The sequence below is a fragment of the Paenibacillus sp. J22TS3 genome (assembly GCF_018403205.1).
Classification (GTDB): Bacteria; Bacillota; Bacilli; order Paenibacillales; family Paenibacillaceae; genus Fontibacillus; species Fontibacillus tuaregi.
This window is the reverse complement of sequence record NZ_BOSF01000002.1, coordinates 336,044-357,035: the sequence shown is the minus strand read 5'-3', so window position 1 is coordinate 357,035 and position 20,992 is coordinate 336,044. Positions and strand designations below refer to the sequence as shown.

At 51.7% G+C, this 20,992-nt stretch carries 21 protein-coding genes; 3 read left to right on the top strand and 18 right to left on the bottom strand.

Features of this window, described 5'->3' with window-relative positions:
- Positions 1-11: 11 nt before the first annotated feature.
- The 7 genes from KJS63_RS07485 to hemE form a co-directional block, all read right to left on the bottom strand.
- Positions 12-818: a DUF92 domain-containing protein gene (locus tag KJS63_RS07485; RefSeq protein WP_213618587.1), complete on the bottom strand. Its 807-nt coding sequence runs from the start codon at positions 816-818 to the stop codon at positions 12-14.
- 4 nt (positions 819-822) lie between these two features.
- Entirely contained in the window at positions 823-1,455 is a 633-nt protein-coding gene (locus KJS63_RS07480; RefSeq protein ID WP_213618586.1) for a fumarylacetoacetate hydrolase family protein, read from the bottom strand.
- A gap of 6 nt (positions 1,456-1,461) precedes the next feature.
- Positions 1,462-2,238, bottom strand: coding sequence for a glycerophosphodiester phosphodiesterase (locus KJS63_RS07475; RefSeq protein ID WP_213618585.1), 777 nt, complete (start codon positions 2,236-2,238; stop codon positions 1,462-1,464).
- Positions 2,239-2,257: 19 nt separating this feature from the next.
- Entirely contained in the window at positions 2,258-3,583 is a 1,326-nt protein-coding gene (locus KJS63_RS07470; RefSeq protein ID WP_213618584.1) for a CapA family protein, read from the bottom strand.
- 546 nt (positions 3,584-4,129) lie between these two features.
- Positions 4,130-5,536 (bottom strand): protoporphyrinogen oxidase, encoded by a 1,407-nt coding sequence (gene hemY, locus KJS63_RS07465; protein ID WP_213618583.1) that lies wholly within the window; start codon positions 5,534-5,536, stop codon positions 4,130-4,132.
- A 7-nt stretch (positions 5,537-5,543) separates the two neighbouring features.
- A complete protein-coding gene (hemH, locus tag KJS63_RS07460; protein ID WP_213618582.1) occupies positions 5,544-6,485 on the bottom strand; it encodes a ferrochelatase in 942 nt (313 codons plus the stop codon).
- 55 nt (positions 6,486-6,540) lie between these two features.
- Positions 6,541-7,590 (bottom strand): uroporphyrinogen decarboxylase, encoded by a 1,050-nt coding sequence (gene hemE / locus KJS63_RS07455; protein WP_213618581.1) that lies wholly within the window; start codon positions 7,588-7,590, stop codon positions 6,541-6,543.
- 168 nt (positions 7,591-7,758) lie between these two features.
- On the opposite strand from hemE, the gene KJS63_RS07450 reads away from it, so the two are divergent.
- Positions 7,759-8,976, top strand: a complete 1,218-nt coding sequence (locus KJS63_RS07450) for an MFS transporter (protein ID WP_213618580.1) — start codon at positions 7,759-7,761, stop codon at positions 8,974-8,976.
- A gap of 105 nt (positions 8,977-9,081) precedes the next feature.
- Here the strand turns inward: KJS63_RS07450 and KJS63_RS07445 are convergent, their stop codons facing one another.
- Positions 9,082-9,723, bottom strand: a complete 642-nt coding sequence (locus KJS63_RS07445) for an O-methyltransferase (protein WP_213618579.1) — start codon at positions 9,721-9,723, stop codon at positions 9,082-9,084.
- 173 nt (positions 9,724-9,896) lie between these two features.
- On the opposite strand from KJS63_RS07445, the gene KJS63_RS07440 reads away from it, so the two are divergent.
- Positions 9,897-11,036: a THUMP domain-containing class I SAM-dependent RNA methyltransferase gene (locus tag KJS63_RS07440; RefSeq protein WP_213618578.1), complete on the top strand. Its 1,140-nt coding sequence runs from the start codon at positions 9,897-9,899 to the stop codon at positions 11,034-11,036.
- A 60-nt stretch (positions 11,037-11,096) separates the two neighbouring features.
- Positions 11,097-13,055: an LTA synthase family protein gene (locus KJS63_RS07435; protein ID WP_244862555.1), complete on the top strand. Its 1,959-nt coding sequence runs from the start codon at positions 11,097-11,099 to the stop codon at positions 13,053-13,055.
- A 358-nt stretch (positions 13,056-13,413) separates the two neighbouring features.
- Here KJS63_RS07435 and KJS63_RS07430 read toward each other — a convergent pair whose 3' ends face one another.
- The 10 genes from KJS63_RS07430 to KJS63_RS07385 form a co-directional block, all read right to left on the bottom strand.
- Positions 13,414-13,647, bottom strand: coding sequence for a YuzB family protein (locus KJS63_RS07430; RefSeq protein WP_068619732.1), 234 nt, complete (start codon positions 13,645-13,647; stop codon positions 13,414-13,416).
- A 24-nt stretch (positions 13,648-13,671) separates the two neighbouring features.
- Positions 13,672-13,980 (bottom strand): HesB/IscA family protein, encoded by a 309-nt coding sequence (locus KJS63_RS07425; protein ID WP_068619733.1) that lies wholly within the window; start codon positions 13,978-13,980, stop codon positions 13,672-13,674.
- Positions 13,981-14,084: 104 nt separating this feature from the next.
- Positions 14,085-14,324: a hypothetical protein gene (locus tag KJS63_RS07420; protein ID WP_213618576.1), complete on the bottom strand. Its 240-nt coding sequence runs from the start codon at positions 14,322-14,324 to the stop codon at positions 14,085-14,087.
- Positions 14,325-14,454: 130 nt separating this feature from the next.
- The gene (locus tag KJS63_RS07415; protein WP_244862528.1) at positions 14,455-15,375 is read right to left on the bottom strand and encodes a M14 family metallopeptidase; all 921 of its coding nucleotides are present in this window, start codon (positions 15,373-15,375) and stop codon (positions 14,455-14,457) included.
- A gap of 388 nt (positions 15,376-15,763) precedes the next feature.
- A complete protein-coding gene (gene racE, locus KJS63_RS07410) occupies positions 15,764-16,576 on the bottom strand; it encodes a glutamate racemase (RefSeq protein ID WP_213618932.1) in 813 nt (270 codons plus the stop codon).
- A 263-nt stretch (positions 16,577-16,839) separates the two neighbouring features.
- Positions 16,840-17,181, bottom strand: a complete 342-nt coding sequence (locus tag KJS63_RS07405) for a YtxH domain-containing protein (RefSeq protein ID WP_213618575.1) — start codon at positions 17,179-17,181, stop codon at positions 16,840-16,842.
- A gap of 441 nt (positions 17,182-17,622) precedes the next feature.
- Positions 17,623-18,045, bottom strand: coding sequence for a DUF86 domain-containing protein (locus KJS63_RS07400; RefSeq protein ID WP_213618574.1), 423 nt, complete (start codon positions 18,043-18,045; stop codon positions 17,623-17,625).
- A 13-nt stretch (positions 18,046-18,058) separates the two neighbouring features.
- A complete protein-coding gene (locus KJS63_RS07395) occupies positions 18,059-18,346 on the bottom strand; it encodes a Dabb family protein (protein WP_213618573.1) in 288 nt (95 codons plus the stop codon).
- 212 nt (positions 18,347-18,558) lie between these two features.
- Positions 18,559-19,866 (bottom strand): 6-phospho-beta-glucosidase, encoded by a 1,308-nt coding sequence (locus tag KJS63_RS07390; protein WP_213618572.1) that lies wholly within the window; start codon positions 19,864-19,866, stop codon positions 18,559-18,561.
- Positions 19,866-20,855 carry an N-acetylglucosamine kinase gene (locus tag KJS63_RS07385; RefSeq protein ID WP_213618571.1) on the bottom strand — a complete coding sequence of 330 codons (990 nt, stop codon included), beginning with the start codon at positions 20,853-20,855 and terminating at the stop codon, positions 19,866-19,868. The genes KJS63_RS07390 and KJS63_RS07385 overlap by 1 nt, the downstream gene beginning before the upstream one ends.
- Positions 20,856-20,992: the final 137 nt, after the last annotated feature.

Here is a 20,992-nt window from a genome sequence, read left to right as displayed (position 1 = left end):
TCGTCACCCTCCTATGATGCAATAAAACCAATTATGAATGCGATCAGCCCGCCCATCAAGGAGCTGAGCAAATTGACCGCATCGTTGTTCATAAATGCCAGACCTCTGGAAGGTATCGTGTCTACACCGCAGTGGACGGGCACTTCCACCTCACGCCCGCATACTGGGCAGCGGTACATGCGCTGCAGGCTTGCGCCAAGTACAGAGTCGGTGAACGCCCCGGCAAGACCGCCGATTCCTCCGGCGGCCAGCCAAATCCAGAAGCTCCCGCTCTGGGGTCCGCCCGCTCCAAGCAGCAGCCATGCCCCTGCGCCGATTACACAAGCGCCCGCCGCCGCTGCTGCGCTCCCCAGCCAGGATACGCCTCCCGAGGTTCCGGGAGCTAGCACCTTCCATGTTAATACGGAGCGCGGGGGTCTTCGGCTTAATCCGCCGACCTCTGTAGCCCACGTATCTGCGGTTACAGAAGCCATGATGCCTATAAATGCATAGGCCCATAACGGTTCAGGCCATATCCAGTTGAGCAGGCATACAAGCATGCCAAGCCCTCCGTTAGCCATGACCTGCCCCGCATCACGCCGCCCGGTTTTGGCATAGGACTTCTCGAGCTCTTCCTTGCGCCGGCCCTTCCACTTGGAGAGCAGCGTAGAGGTAATGAAGAACAGCAGCAGTGTGCCGAACCAGAACACGTTTCCGGCACCATAATAAACCGTGCCCATAATTACAGCCGCACACATGCCTGATAATGTAAGTGAGTTCTTATAAAAAGCAGCGCCGGCAACCGCCAACGCACAGATGAAACCAATCAGCCAGGCCACCCGCTTATCCTCTCAGCCGGATCGTGCAGCTTCCGAGCACATCCTGATCAAGGCTAAGCTCAAGCTTGTCCCCATCCGATACCGGGCCCACTCCTGCTGGAGTACCGGTATAAATAAGGTCACCTTCATCAAGTCCATAATGATCCGCAATGTAATCCACGATCTCCTGAAGGGAGAAAATCATATCCCCGGCATTTCCTTTCTGAACCGTCTCGCCATTTCTCTGAAGCGAGAAATAACGCAGACCAATCTCCTCCGTCCCCGGGAATGCAACATATGGGGTTAGTGGCGCGGCGTTGCGGAAGCCCTTGGCCGCAGTCCAAGGATGCCCCTTCTTCTTCAGGTCGTTCTGCACATCCCTAAGCGTGAAATCAATACCAAGAGCCATAACGTCCACAAGCTCATTCACGGAAATTCCGGGCACATAGGTACGGGCAATCCGCAGCACAAGCTCGGCCTCATAATGAATTTCCCCGCGGTCACCTGGCAGCTCTACAACACCCCCGTCCATAGGAACTACCGCATGTGAAGGCTTTAGAAATATCATAGGCTCTGTCGGAACGGCATTGCCTAGCTCCTCGGCATGAAGCCGGTAATTCCGGCCCACACAGTATACATTGCGTACTATGGATCTCATCAATATCTACTTCCTTCCCCATTTTAAAAATCCGAATCTTGCTTTGGGCACCTTCCCGTTTATAAAGGTATCCTGCCAGACATCCGGGCGGTTCGTACAGATCATGATTTCAGGATGCATCTCCGAAATCCGCTTCATTGTCTTTGCGTCATCAATTGTCCAGGCCATAATCTCTATCCCAGACTGTACCGCACGGGAAGCAAATTCCGATGTCAAATACCTGTAAGAAATAGACAGGAAGTCACTGCCAAGGTCCTTCAGTCGTTCCAGCAAATCGGCCGGTCTTCCGTCGATAATAAGTCCTGTCCGCATTCCCGGGTCAATCTTCTTCACTTTGCGAAGCGCTCCTGTGTCGAAGGAGGTAAAAACCACATCCTGCTCCATCCCCCGTTTCTTAACGGCCGCAACCATTCTTTCTTCCAGACCCGGGTATTTATCATTCTCGGTTTTGATCTCAAGATTAACCTGTAGACGACCCTGGACCGCTTCAAGGAAGCGGTCCAGCGTCACCAGTCTTTCACCTGCATATTCAGGGGATTTCCAACTCCCGGCATCCAGGCGGCTGAGCTCATCCCAGAGCGCATCCTTCACAGGTCCCCTGCCGCTTGTGGTCCGGTTCAAGGTATAGTCATGAATGAGAAAGGGGACTCCGTCCTTGGACAGCTGGACATCCACCTCAATCCACTTGACATAAGTGTTCTCCATGGCCAGCTTTACTGCTGCCATCGTATTCTCCGGCGCTATGCCCGAGAATCCCCGGTGTGCCGCGCAGTAATCCGTCATTCTAGGGTTCCTCCTGTCTTCAGCCGGAGTTGCTGCCTGCAACCAAATCTCCGGCATCCGGTTTGGTCATGCCAAGACTGGTATTATTCTTCGTTGCTTTGAAATTTCCGTTGGCGTCAATATTGACGCCTGGGGACAAGCTGTCAATTTCCTTAATCAGCTTGGCTCCGTCAGCGGCATTCTTAGGAACAGGCTGACCGATTTCCGTGAAATAAGGAATCATCCGCAGATCACAATTCCCCTTGGTGGTGCAGCGGGCCTGAAATACTGCCGTGTCCCAGGTTTTGGGACGATTCGTAGCTTTGGTGAAGATAAAGTTCCCTGTGCTGTAAGCAATCCACTTGCCTTTATATTGCTCTACACCCTGAAGAACATGCGGATGCCCGCCTATGACTAAATCGGCCCCCGCTTCAACAAACGAATGGGCGAGTGTGGTCTGGTTTTTGTCGGGCACGGTGACCCTTTCCTTGCCCCAGTGGGCCACCACAATAATAAGATTCGCCTTTTTCCGGGCATCTTGAATCGACTTGACAGCCAAGTTCACATCCTCATTGTAGACACCCGCAAGCCCAGGTCTCCCCGCTCTTGCGTTCCATCCAAGCTCAGGCAGCACCCGGGTGAAGCCAAACAGGGCAATCTTCATGCCCTTCCGTTCTATGTATACCGGAGCATAAGCTTCATCACTGTTTCTTCCAGCGCCTGCGAACGGGATATTGTTAGCCTTCAGATGGTCCAAAGTATCCAGAAGCCCCTGTTCCCCTTGATCGAGCGTATGGTTATTGGCTACGTTCACCGCATCGACCCCTGCGTCCTTCATGGCCTTAATCGCATCCGGATGGGCTTTGAAAACAAACTGTTTGTTCTTTGCACCAATGCCTCTTGTGGTCACCGGGGTCTCCAAGTTAAGGATGGTCAAGTCATCCTTCTGAAACAAATCCTTGACGTACTTGAACGGATAATCAATTCCGTTCTGATTCATCTTGTCCGCTACTTTACCCGAGAAGATCGTATCTCCTGCAAAATTAATCAGCAAAGTCTCCTTAGCGTTCTTAGAGGTTTGGATTGACGAACCGTTATCCGAAGTGTCCGTGTCCGGTGTATTCACGGCGCTGGAGCTGTTGCCGCCTGAAGTATTCTGGCTGTTATTCTTAGGAGTGGTCAGGTTATCTACAGTATCACTTGGACTAGCGGCTTCCTGCATGTATTTGTTGTTCAAATAAGTAAATGTGACAACAAGTCCAATAATTACAATTAACGTCAAATTCACAAGCGCCCAGAACCGGCCCTGACGCTGCTGTTTACGCTTCTTCTCGGCGCTATACTTTTGCGATCTCGGCTGAAGCATAATTCACTCCTTCAATTCTATTAAATTTGAGGCAGGCAACCCGAATCTATTATATCAGGTAAATTTGTTGAACTAAAGCAACATTACTGTATCCTGTTGTGCAAAAAAGCCAATTTCCAAGCCTCATAAGCGAAGATATGCGCAATAAGTGGGGAAGATAACCGGAATAGTGCGCGGGTGTACATACCTGAGGATAAAAAAGCGAAATAATTCTGACGAAGCAGAGCGTTCGTCTTTGTGAACGGATTGCTTCCATATTGAAATGGTTTAGACCAAGAAATCCGTGCACAACAGCGACCTTAAAGAACAATTCATCCGGCGTACAAGAAGATTTGCTCCGTTAAACTGTTCTCCATGCGTCTTACCCAATGATCCGTTAAGTAGTCCGATAAAATAGAGCATCTTCTCTCTACCACTGCTTGGCTGAGAAAGCAGCGTTGATAAACCAAAAGTGACCGTGCAGGTATTGACTCCGCACGGTCACTATTAATGATATGGAGTTATCCATTCAGGTGAGTAAGGTAATCTGCGCTCTTAACCCCAAAGTTACTCCCCCACCATTCTCTGGGCGAGTTCCTTCGCCTGCTTAATACAATCCGGCAGTCCAACCCCTTCAAAAGCCGCCCCGGTAACATAAAGTCCAGGCGCCTTGGAACCGAGCTCCTTACGCAGGCTGGAAATTTGCTCCAGATGGCCGACCGGATACTGGGGCATGGATTTAGGCAGCCGGGTAATCTCCGAGAACAACGGCTTCGCCTGGATTCCCATAAGCTCCCTAAGGTCCTTCAGGACCAGATCGGTCAATGCATCATCCGGAAGCTGCACATTCTGCTCATCCCCGGAACGGCCCACATAACATCTCAGCAGCACCCGGTCGTCCGGACTGGTATGCAGCCACTTCATGGAGGTCCAGGTACATGCCGTAATATTGCGTCCTTCCTTACGCGGAACCAGGAACCCGGAAGCGTCCAAGACGCCTTCAAGCTCCTTCTTATCAAAAGCAAGCACAACGTTAGCAACCGAAACGTAGTTAATGGCCTTAAGCGGGCTCACATCCACAAACGGCTCCAGAAGCTTGGCAGCACTGAAAGCCGGAGTTGTAACCACAACTTGGTCTGCCTCAAGCACTTCGCCGTCCGTTAGGAGGACCTCATAACCGCTCTTGCCGCCGCGGCGGATGGAAGCCACTTCGGTCTCCAGGCGCTGCTCGACATCCGTAAGCTCGTGGACAAGACCATGAATCAACGTCTGGAGCCCCTGTCTAAACGTGAGAAATGCGCTGCGCTTGGTCCCGGTATGCGTCTCAACCGGCTTCTTGCCGGTCATCATGCCGCGCATCAAGCTGCCATGTGCCCGCTCCACTTCACCGAATTGCGGGAAAGTGGACTTCAGACTCAGATTGTAGGTATCCCCCGCATAAATGCCGGCTAGAAGAGGCTCGGTCACATTGCTCAGCACTTCCGCACCCAATCTCCGCTCGATAAAATGCCCCAGAGATTCATCCTCCGTACTCTTGCGGGCCGGAATGAGGAAGTCCATCAGCGCACGCATTTTACCACCCCAGGATATCAGTCCGCTCTTAAGAAACGGCCCCAGCTCTGTAGGAATCCCCAGCACCAGACCGGACGGCATCGGATGAAGTTCGCCGCGCTTGACGATATACGTCTTCTTCGCTGCCGGATTCATGGATACGAGCTCATGATCAAGCTCAAGCTCCTTCGCCAGATCAATCATCGCCGTCTTGCGGGAGAGGAAGGAATCCGGTCCCTTCTCGATGACGAAGCCGTCCCGGTGAAGCGTCTCGATTTTGCCGCCCATCGATCTTCCCTTCTCCAGCACCGAGATTTGGACAGGAACTCCCTTCTCCTTATAGAACTTCCGGATATAGAATGCCGCACTCAGCCCGGTAAGTCCTCCCCCGACGATTACAATCTTCCTAGCAGAATCACTCATAGCTTGTTCATTCCTCTTCCCATGCTTTGATTATGACGTCGCTAAGCGTCTCCATATACAAAGGATCGGTGTTTAGCGCATCCGTGCGCATTAGTCTCATATCGAGCTCACCGGCCACAGCCTGCGCTTCGATATCCAGATCGTAGAGCACCTCCAGATGATCGGATACGAATCCAATCGGTGCGACCAGCACATCCTCAACCTGCTCCACACTTAGTTCACGCAGGGTATCCAGAATGTCCGGCCCGAGCCATGGCGTCGCTGTACGGCCTGCACTCTGCCAGGTGAACTGCCAGTTCTTTACGCCGGCCCGATCAGCCACCGCTTTAGAAGTCTCAAGCAATTGATCCTGGTACGGGTCTCCCATTTCAAGAATTTTCTCCGGCAGGCTGTGCGCGCTGAACAGCACTCTCACACTGTCCCGTTTCGCTCCAACCTCTTCGAATTGGTCCAGCTTCTTGCTCACGCGCTGGGTCAACGCCTCAATCAGCTTCGGATGCAGGTGATAGCTCTTCACAAAAGAAAAACGGATTCCATGCTCAGCAGCTTTCTCCTCCGCACGCTTGATATATCCCCCAACACTCATAATGGAATAGTGTGGCGCAAGCACGATTCCAACAGCTCGTGTAATTCCGTCCTTGGCCATCTGCTCAACCCCATCCTCGATGAACGGATAGGCATGCTTGAGACCTTGATAACATACAAACTCTACATCCTTGTCCGCGGAATCGCGGTTCAGAGTCATCTGAAGCGCTTCAACCTGGCTGTCGGTATTCGCTCTAAGCGGGAACACCCCGCCAACGATAGCTTCATAGCGGTCTTTCAGCTCCTTCAGCTGCTCTTCCGATGGCGGGTTCCCCCGGCGGATATGGGTATAGTAAGCCTCGACCTGATCCAGACTTTCGGGAGTGCCGTAGGACATGACAAGTACACCGATTTTATTTTTCACGGATTCAATTCACCTCGGTAAGTAATTTATTGCGTCGTTGTGATGCGTGTAAACCTTACTTGCTCTGACGCAGCGCCTGCGCCGAGTATTCGTGCACATATTCCGTCAGCTCGCGAAGCTTGTCCAGCGAGGCCTCAGGGAACAAGCCATGACCCAGGTTGAACACAAATCCCGGTGACTTGATGCCTTCATCAATAATCTCTTTGGCGTACTGCTTAATAACATCCATCGGGGCAGTAAGGACATAAGGGTCCAGATTCCCCTGTACTGCGAAGCCTCCCCCGGTCCGGCGGCGGCCTTCCTCAATCGAGACACGCCAGTCAAGACCAATCACATCAGCCTTGATTCCTCTCAGTGTGGGCAGCAGTTCTCCCGAGCTGACCCCAGGAAAATATATTTTCGGTACATTGAGTGACTCAAGTTCGGCAAAGATACGTGTAATGGTCGGCAGCACATAAATCTCAAAATCTTTGGGCGACAGGGCGCCTACCCAGCTGTCAAAGACTTGGAAAGCCTTGCTGCCGTTCTTCACATGATGCTTCAGATATTCAATCACCATGTCTCCCAGCTTGTCCATCAGACGGTGCCACAGCTCAGGCTCGCCATACATCAAGCTCTTGGTGCGGATATAGCTCTTGGATGGACGGCCTTCAATCAGATAGCTTGCAATCGTGAATGGAGCTCCTGCAAACGTAATCAGCGGAACGCTAAGTTCACGGTCTAGAATATGGATGGTCTCCATAATATGCGGCAGATCCTTCTCCACATCAATCGGACGGAGACGGTCAATATCAGCAGCCGTGCGGATCGGGTTATCAATGACAGGTCCAATATTCTTAACAATATCAAAATCAATCCCGATTGAAGCAACCGGGTTCATAATATCCGAATATAAAATAGCCGCATCGACGCCAAGCTTCCTGACCGGCATCATGGTGACTTCCGCTGCCAGCTCGGGCTGCTTGCAAATTTCCAGCAGGCTGTAATTCTCTTTAATCTTACGATATTCCGGATCATAGCGGCCGGCCTGACGCATGTACCACACAGGCAGCTGATCCACCTCCTGCTTAAGACAAGCACGGATGAACCGATCATTATAGGTCATGAAGACGCCTCCATCTATAAAATTTCCCTAAATTCCATTATGCCCTTTTTAAAAGTAAGTAACAACCCGTCATCGATGAAGAAGGCATGACAATCCTATGAAATCCGTTAAAATTAAACAATTTAGCGTTATGATATAATAGAACTTTAGAAAGGAAGTGGCCGCATCTTGCCAACCTGGAAGCTTAACCTCGTCGTGTTGTGGTTTGGTCAATTTCTGGTGAATGCCGGGATGACTATGATCACTCCTTTTCTTGCTTTGTATCTGTCCCAGGATCTCGGCGTTCATGGTGAAAGGTCGCTCGGATTATGGGCCGGTACCATATTTGCAGCCAACTTTGCGACCTCATTTATATTTCAGCCGATCTGGGGAAAGCTCGCAGACCGTTACGGAAGAAAGGTCATGCTCCTGCGCTCCGGCTTCGGCATGGCGGTTGTCGTCACCTTAATGGGCTTCGCTGCAGCTCCGTGGCAGCTGCTTGCCCTTCGCCTGCTTAACGGGACCATCTCCGGCTTCAATCCGGCTGCGGTCTCACTGATCTCCGGCACGACTCCGAAGAAGCGCATGGGCTTCGCCATGGGCATTATGCAGTCGGGAATTGTAGCCGGTACAATTCTTGGACCGCTCATCGGCGGGCTGCTTGCCGATTGGGTCGGCTTCCGGCCTATATTTTATATTACAGGCGGGCTTCTTCTCGTGGCCTCGCTGCTGGCATTGTTTCTGGTCAAAGAGAATTTTGACCGCGAGGAAGCCTCGCATACCCCGCAGATTTCAGTGCTTGCCGGCTTCCGCGAATTAAACAAGACTCCGCAGCTTACTGCGCTGTTCGCCGTCACGTTCCTGCTGCAGTTCGCTATGATCAGTCCGATGTCGGTGCTGCCGCTTTATGTTGAGAAGCTGCACGGCAGCGCGGTTAACCTGTCGTTCTGGGCAGGGTTTGTGAGTGCGGTGACCGGACTGTCCAACATGATCACCTCCCCGATTCTCGGGAAGTTAAGTGACAAGGTTGGAGCCCACCGGATTCTGACCTTTGCCCTGATCGGGACTGCCCTTACGCTCATTCCCCAGGCCTTTGCCCAGAACGTATGGCAGCTTGTGGTCATCCGGTTTCTGATGGGGATCTGCATGGGCGGGCTTCTGCCAAGTGTGAACGCGCTAATCCGTTCCTATACCCCGGACGGCATGGAGAGCCGGGCCTTCGGCTTCAACAGCAGTACCCTTGCCCTGGGCAACATGCTGGGTGCCTCCATCGGCGGCCTCTTGTCCGGATACATCGGTGTGGAGGGGATCTTTATTATTTCCGGAGTACTCCTGCTGGCCAATACCGTCTGGGTCAGAGCCAAGCTGTACAAGCACCACCGGCGGAACACGCCTTCCTTCCAGTAACGGTGGCGGATGCCAGCTTGCAAGGGCAGGCTAGAGCAAGCAAAAAACCACCGGTCAGGAGTAACTCTGACCGGTGGTTTTATTTTTTCGCTTCCGTGAAGAATATTATTTCACCAAAGCCAGCGCAAGCCCGTCATAAGCCGGAATAAACGTGCTGATCAAGCGCTCGTCTTGGGCAATTGTTTCATTGAACTTACGCATCGCTTGAACAGAAGGACCGTTCTTGTCGGAGTCGAGCGTTCTTCCCCTTAGAAGTGTGTTGTCCCCAGCGATCACAGCGCCAGGCCGGGCCAACCGGATCGCGTATTCCAGATAATTCGGGTAATTCTCCTTGTCGGCATCAATAAAAAAGAAATCAAACTTCTCCCCCTCGGCATGGAGGGCTTCCAGGCTGTCCAAAGCCGGGCCGACCATATACCGGACCTGCCCCCCGTAACCGGCCTCACTCATATTGCGCCCGGCCAGGTCTGCGTTCTCCTGCTTAAGCTCCAGAGAGACGATCTCACCATTTTGTGTTAATCCCCGGGCTAGGCAGATTCCGCTGTAACCTCCAAGCGCTCCGATCTCAAGCACTCTTGAGGCCCCGGACATTTGAACAAGCATCGTCAGCAGCCGGCCGTAGCCGGGCGCGATGGAGACATCCCGAATCCCTGCGGCGGCAATGGATTCTTTGACCCTGGTTAAAGTATCGTCAGCTGGATATAGATCCTCACTGTATTGTTCTGGCGATTGTTCTGGCGTTGTCATGTAAACATTTTCCTTTCTTACTCCGTTAATTAAATTAAGAACGTAATTGAGTGGTGCGACATCAAACCCCAATTGTATGTTTATGTACATTGTCCTATACTATATTGAATGAATATCAACCTAAATTGTATGATTTTTGAAGCTTTCCCACAAGTCAAAATGGAGTTGAGAAGATGTCAAGGCAATTGGAACTGATTGCCACGTCACCGATGGGGCTCGAATCGGTCGTGGCGCGTGAGCTTAAAGACTTAGGATATGATGATGTGCGCGTGGAGAACGGGCGCGTTAATTTTACAGGAGATCTGATCGATATCTGCCGCTGCAATCTGTGGCTGCGTACCTCGGACCGTGTTCTCGTTAAGCTTGGCGAATTTAACGCCGTCACCTTTGACGAGCTGTTCGAAGGAACGAAGGCGCTCCCATGGCAGGACTGGATTCCCGCCCATGGGGAATTCCCGGTTGAGGGACGCTCCCACAAATCCCAGCTCAGCAGTGTGCCAGCGTGTCAGGGCATTGTGAAGAAGGCGGTTGTTGAGAAGCTGAAGATGACTTACGGTACCGAGTGGTTCCAGGAAAATGGCCCCCGGTATGTCATCGAGGTCAACCTGCTGAATGACAAAGCGCTGCTTACGCTGGATACAACCGGTCCCGGGCTTCACAAGCGCGGATACCGCAAGCACGCAACAGAAGCTCCGCTGAAGGAGACTCTGGCCGCCGCGCTTATTCTGCTGAGCCGCTGGGGTCCGCACCGGCCGCTCTATGATCCGTGCTGCGGATCAGGCACGATACCGATTGAAGCCGCAATGATCGGCTGGAACATCGCTCCAGGGCTGCGGCGCTCCTTCAATTCCGAGAATTGGCCGGTGATTCCGAAGGAGCTGTGGCAGGAAGCCCGTGAAGAAGCGTTCGATGCGGTGCGCGACGATATTCCCCTGAACATTACGGGCAGCGATATCGACGGGGAAGCGATCGAAATCGCCATGGCTGCGGCCAAAAGCGCAGGTCTTGGCAGAGAAATCACTTTCAAAAAGCTTCCGGCTGCCAGCATTACCCCGCAAGGGGACTTTGGATGTCTGATAACCAATCCGCCGTATGGCGAGCGCCTTAGCGATGAGAAGGAGGTCCGGAAGCTGATCAGCCAGCTGGGAAAAGTCGCAGCTGGTCTTCCAACCTGGTCCTTCTTCGCCATCACGCCAACCAAACAGTTCGAGCAGGACTTCCATAAGAAAGCAGACAAGCGCCGCAAGCTGTTCAACGGCCGGATTGAATGCCAGTATCTCCAGTTTCTCGGACCGCTTCCTCCCCGCCGCTAAGACGGGGGAAACGGTTCTTGCCGTGGAAGGAGTTAGAGATTCACGATGAATAAGTTCAATATGAGTGGTGCGGCTGCGCCACTCAAGCGTATTTTCCAATACAAAAACATAGAGTACATCCTGTTCATTGCGATTATGATCTGGAAGCTGGCTTACATGCACTCCCACCTGCACGCCAACAATATTGATATGAGCAAGCTCGATTATGTCATCGCCATCGGCTCGGTCATGGCCGCATCCTTCTGGACCTTATGGCTTCCCAGAAGAGGCCGGGGGATCGCACTAAGCATTCTCAATCTTCTGCTTACCGCACTTATTTTCTCGGATTTGGTGTACTACCGTTATTTCCAGGATTTTATCACTATTCCGGTTCTGCTTCAGGCCGGCCAGGTGGGTGAGCTTGGCGAGAGCATCCGCGAGCTGATTCATTGGACAGATATCTGGTTCTTCATCGACTGGCTGCTGTACATCCCAATGATCTTTGTCCTCGCTCGGAGAAAGCGCCGTGATATATTGACTGTACACCAGTTCCAAGCCCGCGGCTCCCGCTTGAAAAGGGTGCTGACCCGCTTCATTACCGGTGTGGTTACGCTGGCTCTGGGATTGGCGCTTGCCCTAGGGCCGATTAATTATTACACGTCCACCTGGGCAGTCGGCTTGTTCGTGGGGAACTGGTGGAATCTCGCCTTGTACAATGTGACAGGACTATTAGGCTTCCATTATTACGATGCCTACAAGTATGGCCAGGAGCATTGGGGACCGAAGCAGCAGCTGTCCGATCAGGAGATTGCGGATATCAAGAAGTGGTACGAAGATGCCCGTGCGGACGGCCCGGAGATGAACGAGACCTACGGCGCCTACAAGGGCAGCAGCATCATTGTAGTGCAGGCCGAGGCATTTATGAACTTCATGATCGGGAAACAGGTCAACGGACAAGAAATAACCCCGAACTTTAATAAACTCATGAAGGAAAGCTTGTATTATTCCAATTACTATCATCAGACAGGCCAGGGACGCACCTCGGATGCAGACTTCTCTTCCCACAGTTCCTTGCATCCGCTGCCAACCGGTTCCGTGTTTACGCGCTTTCCTGACCACCAATATGATGTCCTGCCCCAGATTTTAAAGGAGCATGGATATTATACGGCAGCGTTCCATGCTTATGACAGCAGCTTCTGGAACCGGTACACGATGTATAAGAATATGGGCTACGATCGCTTCTACAGCAAAAAAGACTACACCATCGACGAGCCGCTGGGCTGGTCGCTCGGGGATAAATCGTTCTTTAAGCAGTCTCTGGATTTCATGGGCAAGGAAAAGCAGCCTTTCTACTCTTACATGGTTACCTTATCCAGCCATCATCCTTATGCGCTTCCGAAACAGCTTCAGGAACTGGATACCGGCACATTCGCTGGAACCATCTTCGGCGACTACCTTCAGGCGATTCATTATACCGATGCGGCACTGGGCCAGCTGGTCGATCAGCTGAAGGCGGAAGGTTTGTGGGACAAGTCGATTCTTTATTTCTACGGGGATCATGATAATTCCGTTAAGGATAAGGACTATTACGAGCAATTTCTCGGACGAAGTCTGAACGATCTGGATATGGAGCAGATTATGAATCAGGTGCCTCTGCTGGTGCATCTGCCGGACAGCAAGCATGCCGGGGTGTATGAGGCACCGGCCGGTCAGCTGGATATGACGCCTTCCCTGCTTCATCTGCTGGGGATCTCGTCCAAGCCTTACTATATGATGGGGAATGATATTTTTGACCAGCGCAAAAAAATGGTCGTTCTCCGTTCCGGAGCCTTCACGGACGGCAGCATTTATTACATTCCTTCTGCGGATGGGGTATTCGAGAACGGAGCCTGCTACGATCTGTCCACCCGTCAGAAGACGGATGTGGAGCGTGCCCGGCAAGGCTATGAGGAAGCCAAGAAACAATTGGATTACTCGGATAAGACGATTGTATATGATCTCATTCACAAGTTTGAGGGAGCTGCTTCGAAGAGCCATTAGGCCTTCGGAGCAGTTTTTTTATATCAGACCGCTTCACCTCTGACGGCTTGACGAGATCTGTTGAGTTGATGGAGTATGAATCTATTCACGGGGGCAGCGGGTATCCCCAATACGGCAGGTTGATGCTTCGCTTCATGGTCAACTGCCCTAAGTGTATCCGGCAAGTGTTATGGCTCTTTGGCCGATGTGTTACAGGAGGGTTAAATGCGAGGGAACAGTCTTCGTTAAAGCCCTGCCGCGGCCTTGAGCACGCAAAAAAAGTCCGGATAGCCTGACGGCTTGTCCGGACTCTTACATCAAATGGCAGTAACATAAACGGGGAAGTATCCAATCTGTCTACGGCCTGTCGACAGCCGTATTACTTGCGCGGCTTCTTCACGAAAGCCTGGGCTTTCGCAAGCACCTCGTCCTCAGTCGGGGCACTTACATAACGGCCGTTAATATAGACAAATGCCCGTTTACCGCAGGGTCCACAGTAAGACTTGCAGCCCACCTTGATCTCCGCATCCGGAGCGAGCTTCTGGAGCTTGGGCACAAACGTTTTGAGGCGCACATAATTGCATTTATCGCATACGCGAATATCGTTAGCCATGCTAAATCCCTTCTTTTGTCAAAACTAGTGGTCACCGTGGTTCCCTTTGGAAGGGTTCGTGATCACAAAGCCCTCTTCAGGGAAATACAGATAGTCAATCTTTACGCCTTCCAGGAACGGTTCATTCGGATCGACAATCACATCGATTTCCTTGTCGGTGGACACCACGGTATCCTTATCTGTAGGCTTGGCCAAATCCATGCCATAGTGGGCATGATCACCATGGGAGTGAGTGACAAACACCTTCAGAACGAGGCCTTTACCCTGGTTTTCTTCCTTTTCCAGCTCTTTTTTTATAATTTTCGCAGCATTGCGTGTGATCTTAACGCTCATGGCTCTCTCTCCTATTCATAGTAACAAACCCAATATGAATATTGTAAATAATCTGCCCCTTTCGCGCAAGGAGCAGATCAAGAGGTGGATATATTACTTTGGGGCTACTGAACCGGATATTTACGTTCGGCACGGGTCACGAACCAATTCATGAGCAGCATCGTTACCGCGATGTCATCGATCGGAATAAAGGGCATCACATCCGGCAGAACCCAATACAATCCGGCTGGAACCAGGAACAGAAGCTTCTCGGGAAGAGGGACTTTGGAGGACGCGAGCAGTCTTGGCAGCCGCCGGAAAATATGGCCCCAGCGCTTGAGCGACCATAGCTTTTGCAGTTTCATGTTAATCTCCTCCTAAAAGTTTTGCGACGCAAAACTGGCATCGGAAGCATACGCTAAAAGTTTTGCGAAGCAAAACTTACTTCATAAGCTACACCCTTAGGATACCCCTTTTCCCGGCTTCTGAATAATCTCAGAATCTCATGACCTCTGCGAGCAGCTCCGACACCTCCGCATAGATCAATTCAAAATCCGAGGCTGGCAGAGGGTTTACCCCCTCACCTGCTTCAATCGTGAATCCCGGCCTCCTAAACTCCTGAATGAACCAGTCCTTGTAACCTGCATCACTGCCCGTAAGCTTGACTGCACGATACCCGGATACATAAGCCAGCCTTCTGGCGAGCTGCTCCGCATAGCCGGGCTCCATGTCACGATAATTCCAGTAAATTTCCTTCCCCTGTGTGTGCAACGAGACGGCAAGATCAAAGTCTTCACACCGGGTTAGATCTGCAAGCGCTTTCGATTCCGGTTCTGTCAGCGGAGCAGTTCCCCCGTAATCCTGGGCAGACGGCATAAGAATCGCCCTTCGGCGCTGCTCTTCCTCCCAATAAGCCGGGAACTGATCATTCAAATCCACTCCCTGAATATTCGCTTTCCAGCGGCTGAAATCCGTACTTCCCTGATTCCAGCCCAGCAGCTGGCCTGCATTCGCATGAGCCGGTGTAATCCCTTCCTGGGATAAATTCACCCCGTCCGGATTCACCATCGGCACAGCCCATAAGGTAATCTCCTTGAGCCATGAGCAGGCTTCCCTGCCCCAGCGCTCTGAGCTTTCCACTGTCGAAGCGAGCGTCTCTTCAATAAAACGCAGCAGCAGCGGAGCTGTAATCCACTCGTTAGCATGAACCGCCCCATTCATATGGAACGCCTTAGGCCCACTGCCCAGCCGGATACAATAAAGCGGCTTCCCCATTACACTTCGGCCGATTTCCAACACTTCAAAATGGGGATAAGCACACTGCAGCTGCTTAAGCTGTGCCACCATATCCTTGTACAAATAAGTATTGCCCGTCTGCACAATCCGCCTCTTGTTCATCTGATAACAGAATTCCATGAGCCCCACCTCTTCTTCCTCATATTGCCTTATTAAGGTTATATAAAATGACTTATGAAGATTACCCTTTTGGGGCGGTGTGATGCCGAGTGTTCTTACGACCCCTGTGTCACCGAAACGCTTGAAATAGATATCCATGGGGGCATTTCGGAGACAAAGGCGGACACTCCGCTTTTTCAGAATCACTTATCACCTCTGCTGAGATCGGTTATTTTTTAATGTTCATTTTATATAACGTCTCTTCGATCTGAACCGGAGTGTTGCCTAAGTCTATACGGTATTTCTACAATTGTATGCCCGGGATTCTGTCCAATGTGCCAGTAAATGCCAATAGGCCCCGGAGAACATTGAAGTTCACCGGAGCCTACTCTAAGTTACAGCTGATTGTTTATAAAACCGGATTCTGCCATACGACAGGTGTAAGATTAATTTGCTCACCCAGCCAATCACAGGCAATCGTCTGGAACATCTCGGCATCCCCGCTGCAGAAGAACTGATGCACAGGAGTCTCATCCCCCTGAGCGAGCTGTCCTTTCTGGTACAGTACCGTGCTGATCTCACGGGCTGTCTCATCAGCTGAACTGATCAGCTTCACTTTTGGTCCCATCTCTAGCTGGATCGCTTTTTTAAGAAAAGGATAATGAGTGCATCCCAGAATGAGGCAGTCCATCGGATTCTGCTTGATTCCTTTCAAGGCATCCCGGACGACTTCCTGTGTCTCCAACGTATCGAACACTCCGCGTTCTACAAGCGGCACCAGTGTGGGACAGGCCTCACTGACCACATGGACGAAGGGAGACAGCTCACGTAAGGCAGCCGGATAAGCGCCGCTGTGTATCGTTCCCGCTGTCCCGATGACCCCGATATGCCCCGTCTTGGTGGCGCTGATGGCTGCGCGTGCGCCCGGACGGATGACCCCAATGACAGGAATATTCATTTTGGCCTTAATGTAGTCCAGAGCGGCCGCGGTTGCGGTATTACAGGCAATTACGATCATTTTCGGTTTAAACTGAATCAAGTAGTCCACGATCTGCTCCGTGAACAAGCGGACTTCCTCCGGTGTACGCGGGCCATAGGGAGTACGGGCAGTGTCACCGAAGTAGATCACCTTCTCCCGGGGGAGCTGGCGCATAACTTCTCTGACAACAGTTAGTCCCCCCACACCCGAATCTAATATTGCGATAGCTTGCTGCACGAACATCCCGCTTCCTTTGTCATAATCATTCACTCCAAATATTCTCACCGTTACTTTATGATATCCGGTCATAAAGCGTACCTAAATATTAACCCAATTTATACGGAGGGACAAGGAAAGTGGAAGATGTTGGATGAGGCAAAAAAAAGATCCTTATATAGATTAAGCTGACATACAGGAGAGGTCATGTAAAATGGGCGTAGATACTAGCTTGCCGCTCTCCTGTTCTTAGTTCATCCTATAAGGGTCTTTTTTCCAAGCTTGCGTGGTTATTTGACGGCCTGAGCAGAATCTGAAGTCTCAGTTTGGTTCTCCTCCGAGGAGATTTCAACCACCAGCTCCTCTTCGGCACCCGATTTTGCCTTCTTGTCACGAAGAGCCTGGATGCTGCTGACGACGTCCTGGGCTTTGCCCTTGACCTTGTTAATGACCTCCGAGGTCTGCTCGCCTACTTTCCCGGCCACCTCGCGGGATTTGTCGCTAACCTGACGCGCTCCGTCAGCAATATCTTTACGCAGCTCGCTGCCCTTCTTCGGAGCCAGCAATAAGGCTGCCGCTGAACCGACCAGACTGCCTACAAGTGCACCCAACCAGAAATTCTTTTGACTCACTTTACATCTCTCCCTCTGGCATCCGGATACTCCGGCCTTGCACCTGAATATCAGGGCGAATGCCTATAATGTTGATTCATTATAAGCAGCCTGGGCTCGTCTTGACACAGCTTTAGGAGAATTATTTTTCATTGTACGAGTCTGGCAGCAAAAACTCTACCTTGGATAATTACAGCTAGGAATACGAGTACACGATGGGGTGATGCAGTAAATGGAGTGCTCTACCCTATTCACCTTATTCCAAGATACGAAGGTGATGGATTTTCCTGGAGTGAACCAATACACCCGCATAGGGCCGAACAACGATTAACAATTTAGTTTAACACAGCTAAAAAAAGCCCGAACCCGGATCTATCGATCCACTGATTCAGGCTTATTCTGCTATTTCCCGCTAGCTGCGGAGAAGTATTTCTTCAGCCAGATTAACCTCATCTTGGCTACTTATTGAAGCTCCCGATCCAGGTAATCCCGCACGTTCTGGGCGAAAGTCGCCAGCGCCTCCGGCAGGTCGGCCCCCGGCTTGCCTTGTCCGTCTTTTCTCCAGTCGAAATACTCCTGAACCAGCGGCTTGCGCAATCTGACCAGCCCGGTAAGCACCGCTGCCAGTTCTGCGTCAACGACCTTCTCATCCAGCATAATGTCGACAATGTCCTCATAGCTGCTGGCATCCCGCATAATAAAGCCGTCGATCAGATAACTGCCAACGTCCGTAACGACTTCAATGCTGAGATGAAGCGCTCTCTCCTCTGCAAAAGCCAAGATCAGACCAGGCTCCTGATGCGAGCCAGTCTGGGTCAACACCTCTATAATCTGCGGAAGCATGTCCAGCCGCCGCTCAATTTGTTCCCGGTTCACATAATACATGCGTCAAAGCCCCTTAAAATTCGTAGTCAACGGCAACCTGTGATTCCCGAACTTCCACCATATGCTCAATCACTTTCTTATGCTCAGGATGCACCTGATAGCCCTGCAAATCTTCCAGCGAAGCAAAAGTCGCAATTAAGGCAATATCATAAGAACGCTCCGAATGAATCACATCTGCACCAACCTGGATATCGATCAGCTGCTCCACCTTGCCCTCCAGGCCGCGAAGCACCGATACCGTTCTTTCCACACTTTCCGGTGAAGAATCCTTCAATTTAAACAGGACGATATGTTTGATCATTTCGCTCTCTCCTTGTAGATCGGAATGGTAAACCCAATATTAACCCTTAGGCAAATATATCACGGTTGGGTGAAAAGCAAAAGCAGCAGCCAATTATAAAAGAGGCTATGAAAAAACATACTATCGTTCGAGCCCAAAATTTCTGAAACCAGCCAGCTCAAAAAGCCTTGACCAGGTACAATCGGCCAAGGCTTTTCTCTTTAAAGAAGGATCTAGTTGTTAAAGAACTGTGGCAGGTACTTCTTGTGAGCTTCCAGCATCTCATCCAGAATCGCTTTGCCGACAGTTACGGAAGGCACGAGCGGATGGTGAACCATCGCCTGCAGAGCAAGACCTCTGTCCCCAGTTACCGCAGCGTCAATCGCTGTGCTCTCATAGGACTTCACCGCATGAAGCAGGCCTTTCACATGCTCAGGCACATGGGTCGGCATGATCGGTATCGGTCCTTCACCGGTCACGACACAGTTAATCTCAATGCTGGCATCCTCAGGCAGGAAGTCAAATACCCCGCCATTTGGCACGTTCAGCGTCTGGATATCATTGCTGCCTTTGTATAGAGAACGCATGAGCTTCACAGCAGCCTCGGAGTAATAAGCCCCGCCGCGCTGTTCCAGCTGCTTCGGCTTCTCTTCCAGCGCCTCATCCTTATAGAGCTCAAACAGTTCCTTCTCCACACGGCTTACCACATCCGCACGGGTACCGTTCTTCTCCAGCGATTCTTTCATCTCAGCATACATTTCATTCATCATATAGTAGTATTTCAGGTAATAGGTAGGAACTGCGCCAAGGGAGCGAAGGAACTCGTTGTCCCAGCCTACGGTCGGCACATTCTTCGCTGAGTACTCACGTTCTCCCGCAAGGATCTCAGGCAGCTTCTCCTCGCCGTCAACCAGTGCGGATGTTACCCAGTGAAGATGGTTGATGCCAACGAACTCAGGCAGCACACGGCTCTCATCCACCTCATACACTTCTGCCAAGAACTTCTTAAAGTTGATTGGGGAATTGCACAAGCCTACAGTCTTCACCTTGGAATATTTCGTTACCGCTTCAGTAACCATACCCGCTGGGTTCGTGAAGTTGAGCATCCAGGCATTCGGAGCAAGCTCCTCGATGTCCCGGCAGATGTCCAGGATTACCGGAATGGTGCGCAGTGCTTTGAACATGCCCCCAGGGCCTGTGGTCTCCTGGCCGACAACACCGTGACGAATCGGGATGTGTTCATCCAGCTTACGGGCATCAAGAAGCCCTACACGCATCTGTGTGCTGACAAAGTCCGCGCCCTTGATGGCTTCCCGGCGGTTCAGGGTCAGATGAACCTCCATTGGAATCCCCGCCTTGCGGACCATCCGCTTGGCCAGATTGCCTACGATATCCAGCTTATGCTTGCCTTCCTCGATATCCACCAGCCACAGCTCCGAAATCGGCATATCGTTGTAGCCTTTAATCAGACCCTCCACCAGCTCAGGGGTATAGGATGATCCTCCGCCAATTACCGCAATCTTAAGTCCTTGTTTGCTCATTACACTCGCTCTCCTTCCATTTTAGAAAAAGAAAATTGCTCAAGCTTTCGAATAACCTCTTCACTTGCCGAATGCCCTGCAGAATCCATAGCGCTTAGCACCGCACCAGCAACAGGCTCCATCGTAATCCGTGTTACCGATGCTCTTGGAGCAGTCTTGCGAAGCTCTTCCTTGATGGCATCGACCATACCACGGTATTGGCTCTTGGCCAGCACACTCCCGCCGAGCACCACATCGAACTCGTCATTCTGCATGCCAAGACGCTTGATCAGGGCTGCTGCGGCATTGCCATGTTCAGTACCCTGCTCCCACAGAAACTCTCTGGCGACTTCGTCCCCCAGCTGAGCGGCCTCAAACACCAGCTCAGCCAGCCTGAGCGGCGGACGGAAGCGTTCATCCAGTGCCGCATCGAGCATGCGCGGCACATCCGGGAAGCCGGTCTCCCGCAGCACCAGATCATGCAGCAGCGTAGGCTTGCCGCGAAGATCCCAGGCCCGGACCGCTGAACGGAAGGCGAAATCCGCCAGGCTTCTTCCCGCTCCCAGCCCATCCCCGAACAAATATCCGAACCCTCCATATTGAAGCTCTTCGCCGCTGCGGCTGCGGGCAGCCGCGTTAAATCCCGTGCCGCTGATAATCACCGCCCCGTAGGACCTCGATGTTCCGGCACGCATTGCGATCATCGTATCGCAGGCAATGCGGTGTCTCGGGAATCCGAGTGCACCGATCATGGGCCTTAGAATTTCGAAATCCGGCTCCCGGTCGGCACCGGCAAGACCGAAAAAGGCGTATGTCACATCAGACTGTGAAACACCCGCTTCTTCTAAGGCCAGTCTGCAGGCCAGCGCAATATTCTCTTCCGCTTGCCTGAGGCCCGTCTGATGGTTGCCGTTACCTGCTGCGCCCCGCCCGATTACATCCCCGTTACTATTCACAAGCAGGCTGTGCGTCTTACTTCCGCCCGCATCTACACCAAGGTAGCAGTCCATGTCTCATCTCTCCTCCTATATGGATTGAACTTCAGCTTACGATCTGCTGAAACGTCTGGGCTGTCCGATTGGGTGCATTCCTCAGCTCATTCCATGTATTAAGCATACAAAAAAGGACTAATGCATTCTTCTGCAAT